This window comes from Lysinibacillus sp. NPDC093692, assembly GCF_050280125.1.
Lineage (GTDB): Bacteria > Bacillota > Bacilli > Bacillales_A > Planococcaceae > Lysinibacillus.
This window is the reverse complement of the sequence record NZ_JBNNUW010000050.1, coordinates 1-5,870: the sequence shown is the minus strand read 5'-3', so window position 1 is coordinate 5,870 and position 5,870 is coordinate 1. Positions and strand designations below refer to the sequence as shown.

Below are 5,870 nucleotides of genomic sequence, written 5' to 3'. Positions count from 1 at the left end.
ACTGTGCGGTGTAATTTGTATATTGTTTTACAAAGGCTTCTGAGCCATTATATTCGTGTAGTTTCACCCAGGTTAATATAGTTCGATGGGCAACGCCTATATCTTCTCCGATTGTTCTTAAACTTTCATTCCCAAATAAATATCTTTGAACAGCTTCTAATTTCACTTTTTCTTTAAATTTAACCATACAAAAACTGCATCTCCAATTGTTAGATTGAGTGTCTAATAATTGGGGAGCAGTTCAAACACTTGGAGGGTTATTTGGTATACCCAAAAAAGTATAACATAAAGAAAAGTGCCATTTTACAAATAGATATTGACAACCTATTAGCTGGTTTAGTTGAAGATTCGCATTCCGAAATAATCAGCAAGCTTTTTCAAATTCATGGCAGTAAAAGCAAGCTTCCGCAAAAATATGTTTAATTGTTTCTTTACCCCTCGCATAGATTTGCCTGATAGCATCCAAAGGACGTAAATGTTCGGCTATTTACGTTTCATATATGAGGTTGAATGATGACTTATAAAATGAACAAATTATTACAATTAAGATATTATTTCCCTTGGTTTTATATCAATATTGCTATTCGAAGTGTTTATTGATATGTTTATTTGATTTGTATAATGAATTAAGAGAATAAATGATTAATAATGTGTTGATATTGGTATATTTATGGCGTAATTGTTAAAAAATGTGTCAAAAGATACTATGGATATATAAGTAATAGGATTACTTATGTAATTAAATAAATAGTAGGAGAGATATATGATGAAAAGAAGACAAAAACAAAAAACAAAAAATTTAGTGATGTCAACTGCTCTATTTTCTATGTTTGCTACCGGAATAACGCCTTCATTAGAAGCCTTTGCGGAAGAACAAACACAGCAACAGAATGTATCTAACGTGTTAAAAAACGAAAAATCAGTGGCAGTGGAAAATCGGAAGTTTGCAGTTCCAGGAAAAGGGGATATCGCGAAATTCCAAAAAAGCGAAAGAAGAGATAGATCATTCAGTCCTTATGAACCGACTGGGATATACGCTAGGCCTAATGAACAAATAATCATTCAAGTAGCAGGAAATCAAAATATCGATGCATACATTGGAACTTATTCATATGATGCTTCATGGAGAGAAGATTCAAAAATAAAATCCTTTACATTAAAACCTGGTTCAAACACTATTCAGTCTCCAAATGGTGGGATGATTTATTTTTACAATAAACAACAAGGAGGCACCATTCAAACAACAATAACATCAGGCGGAACGGCTACCCCTCTCTATGAACTCGGAAAGCATACAAAACAAGATTTAATAGATATGCTTAATCAATATCCAAATGCACATACGGTTGAATTAAAAGGGGAGCGTGTATTGATAACTGCTAGCCCAGCACGTGTTAAAAAATATTTGATAGGCTCTAACACAGATCCTACTCAACTATTGAAAAAGTTAGATGAAGCTACTAGAATTCAAGATAAAATATCTGGATTATCTGAAGAACAAGTAGATAAACATTATCTACACTATGTTGAGGATAATAATTCTCTAGATTATTTTATGTATGCATATCCTTATAGAACTGCATATGTAGGAGACGCAATCCAACATATCTTAAATATTAATAAATTTATAAATGATGGATGGGGCCCGTGGCATGAGGCGGGGCATATGAGACAACAAAATCCTTGGGCATTTTATAATATGACAGAGGTTCAAAACAATATTTATAGTCTTGCAGTAGAAAAAGCATTTGGTCATCCAACCAGATTAGAGAGAGAAGGTGTTTATCCAAAGGCTTTTAGCTACTTAGAACAGCAGAATAAAAATTATGACGAGATTAGTGATCTTTTTGTTAAACTTGCTATGCTATGGCAATTACATCTGGCGTATGGAGAAGAATTTTATCCTAAATTGCATCAATCGTATAGAAATATGTCTGATAGTATGTTACCTAAAAATAATGAAGACAAGAAACAATTATTTATGATTGAAGCCTCTAAAGCAGCTCAACAAAATTTAATTCCATTTTTTGAAAAATGGGGATTGCGACCAAATAATGATACGATCCAAAAGGTAGCGGCACTAGGGTATCCAATCTTAACAGCTGAAATTTGGAAAAGTACCGATTCTAATCCAATTAAACCGGATACATCAGAATCTGGTAACATTTTAGATGGTAACCAATTTGCCTGGTCGTTGAAAGGAATTGGAGATTTTGAATTTGCAAAGGTAAATTTGAATAAATCGACAGGAGAAATGCAAGTTGATCTAAAAGCAGGTGTGCCACATCACTACTTTGATAAAATATATGCGAGTATAAAAGTACAAAATCTAGCTGGAGTAGAAGTATATAAGAAAGATATATATGGGAATAAAAAACAGAATGCAGAACAAGAAAGAGTGTCCGTAAATGAAGGAGATTATATTGAGTTGACACATCTTGAAGGTGGAGAACGGGCTACGATTACAAATGTAGATAACGGAAAACAAGAAAGCTTTGAAGAAAAAGGCATCTACAAAGTTACCGTAGAGGGTCTAAAGAAGGTAGAAAAATTACCAGAAGCAAAAACTTTGGATGGTAACCAATTTACATGGTCGCTGAAGGGTATTGGAGATTTTGAGTTTGCAAATGTGAACTTGAATAAATTGACTGAAGAAATACAAATCAATTTAAATGCAGGTGTACCACATCATTACTTTGATAAAACATATGCAAGCATAATAGTGCAGAATTCATCTGGACAAGTGATATACAATAAAGATATTTATGGAAACAAACACCAGAATGCGGAATCACAAAAGGTACCAGTGAAAGTAGGCGACAAAATTGAATTGACACATCTAGAGGGGGGACACAGGGCTACTATTATGAAAATAGACAATGGTGAACAAGAAAGTTTTGGGGAAAAAGTAGTTTATGAAGTCACTTCTACAGGTTTGTTAATAAAGTAGCAACGTTATTAAAGATTTAAACATTACAATCCAGAATGAAGCGCATTTACATATGGTTTCTACCCTTTTCTAGTTTCGCCTAAATTAGGACTTTATGGGTAATGTGATAAGTATATGAAGTGAAATGGTCCGAATTTGTCAAAATTTCTTTTCTTATTGTAAATGTCCCACCTGTTAAAGGGGGAAATTTACAAGCTAAAGTACCAAATAAAAAGTCGATTCCATAAATTATGGAATCGACTTTTTATTTGACTTACAATAATAACAATTAGTAGATAGGAAAAATAGCACTATCTATAATGTATTAAAATAATAAATACACTCAAATTCAATCCTCCTTGCAGTTTCATAGCTTAGCTTGTTATTAGTGGTTTATTTAAAAAGAGGGCTCTTGGGTAAAGTGGACATTTGTCTGATATCATGTTTCTCTAAATCGTAAGAAAGTATCGATAATTGAGAAAGCGTCCTCGTGTTTTAAAGATTCCTCTGTAAATATCAAATGGGTTATATGCCCCCATTTAACTTCTTGATCAACGGAACGATATAATTCAAAAATAGCTTCTTCTGCTGTGTCTCCTTTAGCATTTCCAATCTCTGCAGGCGCTTCTAGAACAGAAGGGGTGTCAGATTTGGCTATATTTTTAAAGTTAATTAATATGTAGATAAACCTCATACTAAGCAGCTTTAAAACCCACTCCGAGCCCATTAACTTAATACATTCTCTGGGGTTCTATCGAATCCCAACATGGTAGTGTTCCAATTAATAGAAAAAAGCACCTAATCATTCTACACATTATTTTCTCTCCCCTAAATCGATGAATATATTTTAGTTTGGTAAAAATAAAGCGGATTATAAGTAAAAGGATTTAATAGTATATGCGCGCGATACTTACGATAATAAGGAATTTGTTGGATGATATATTCAGATATTTCTTAAAAATTAATTAATTTTTCATCGGATTTTGTCGGATTTTATAAGTAACTTGTACGATAAGGCACGAGCCAAAAAAATTAATACTAGGAGGTACGAAAGTTTTGAAGAAGAAATTTAGAATCAGTTTAGCGACTCAAATTTTAGTCGGTTTGATTTTAGGGATTATTGTTGGTGGTATCTTTTACGGAAGCCCGAAAATCGAAACATATTTACAACCTTTAGGCGATATTTTCCTTCATCTCATTAAAATGATTGTTGTGCCGATTATTATTTCGACTTTAATCGTTGGTGTAGCTGGTACTGGAGACATGAAACAGCTTGGACGATTGGGCGGGAAATCAATTATTTACTTTGAAATTATTACAACAGTAGCAATTGTTGTTGGTTTACTTTCCGCAAACATATTCCAACCTGGCGCAGGTCTGAACATGAACGAGCTCTCTCAAGGAGATATTTCGAAATACGTTACAACTACAGAAGAAGTACAGCATGAAGGACCGTTTGATATTATTGTAGGCATTGTACCCACAAATATCATTCAGTCAATGGGTGAAGGCGACATGCTTGCTATCATCTTCTTCTCAGTTATTTTTGGTTTAGGGGTTGCTGCCATTGGCGAACGAGGAAAACCAGTATTAGACTTCTTCCAAGGGGTAGCAGACGCTATGTTCTGGGTAACAAACCTTGTCATGAAATTCGCTCCGCTTGGGGTATTTGGTTTAATCGGTGTAACCGTTTCCAAATATGGATTCGCTTCTCTGATACCACTGGCTAAACTTGCTATACTTGTTTACGCAACAATGCTATTCTTTATATTTGTCGTTCTTGCGCTTGTTGCAAAATTCGCAGGTGTCAGCATCCTCTTCTTAATTAAAGTACTAAAAGATGAGCTGATTTTAGCGTTCTCAACAGCAAGTTCTGAGGCTGTGTTACCACGAATTATGTTGAAAATGGAGAAATTAGGTGCTCCAAAGGATATCGTATCCTTTGTTATTCCAACCGGTTACTCCTTTAACTTAGATGGTTCAACCCTGTACCAAGCTATTGCTGCATTATTTATTGCTCAAATGTACGGTATTCACCTAAGTATTGGTGAACAAATTACGTTAATGCTTGTATTAATGGTTACATCTAAAGGGATTGCAGGTGTTCCAGGAGTATCATTCGTTGTACTTCTAGCAACTTTAGGTACTGTCGGCATTCCACTTGAAGGTTTAGCATTCATCGCAGGTATCGATCGTATCCTTGATATGGGACGTACAGTCGTTAACGTAATTGGTAACTCACTTGCGTCATTAGTTATGGCGAAATGGGAAGGCCGTTTCGATACAGACAAAATGAAAAATTACTTTAAAAATAACGAAAATTTAGCATAAATTTCATCACTATGTGTAGCATTACACTGACCTAAAAACAAGAACAAATAAAAACACCTTTCGTTGATCGGGAATATTGCACTTTATCAGATCAACGTGGAGGTGTTTTTTCTATGGGGATAGTTATACAGTAACAAATGAAAATAATTGATGAACAATCATCTATAGTTCACTTTAAATCAAGTCACTCACTAAATTAAAGTCCCCTACATAATTTACTTATAGGCTAAAATAACAGAAATTACAGATTCGAAAAAACTAGTAATCATAGAAACAAAAGTGTTTCTTGTCTAATTTAAACTATTTCTGTAAAGAACTAAAATAATTGAATATAAAATTTACAGCACGCAATTCCTCCATCAATAAGCCATTTGGTGGGGGAATTGCTTCTTTTTTAATATAAAATAATCATTTCTTCAAAAATAAAGTTCGGAGATTGATCCACATTAACTCCCGTATATCTCTAGATACACTTCGCAGTATCTCCATATAAACTACACATTACTCCTATATATTATAGCTATCAAGGAGGTAAGGAAAATGAATTTTATCAAACGAGCATTTTTAAGTGTTAAAGCAAGGAAAGGAAAATCGCTAATATTATTTACTG

General features: G+C 33.8%; 3 protein-coding genes and 1 pseudogene. 2 read left to right on the top strand and 2 right to left on the bottom strand.

Translation table 11 applies throughout. The features are described 5' to 3' along the window. A pseudogene (locus tag ACQKN4_RS25220) lies at positions 1-187 on the bottom strand (IS3 family transposase); the annotation flags it as partial. Between the two features lie 579 nt (positions 188-766). Here ACQKN4_RS25220 and ACQKN4_RS25215 point away from each other — a divergent pair. Next, a complete protein-coding gene (locus ACQKN4_RS25215) occupies positions 767-2,950 on the top strand; it encodes a M60 family metallopeptidase (RefSeq protein WP_427485201.1) in 2,184 nt (727 codons plus the stop codon). 418 nt (positions 2,951-3,368) lie between these two features. Here ACQKN4_RS25215 and ACQKN4_RS25210 read toward each other — a convergent pair whose 3' ends face one another. Beyond that, a complete protein-coding gene (locus ACQKN4_RS25210) occupies positions 3,369-3,623 on the bottom strand; it encodes a hypothetical protein (protein ID WP_427485200.1) in 255 nt (84 codons plus the stop codon). 362 nt (positions 3,624-3,985) lie between these two features. Between ACQKN4_RS25210 and ACQKN4_RS25205 the strand changes: the two genes are divergently transcribed. Continuing rightward, positions 3,986-5,260 (top strand): cation:dicarboxylate symporter family transporter, encoded by a 1,275-nt coding sequence (locus ACQKN4_RS25205; protein ID WP_079561146.1) that lies wholly within the window; start codon positions 3,986-3,988, stop codon positions 5,258-5,260. Positions 5,261-5,870: the final 610 nt, after the last annotated feature.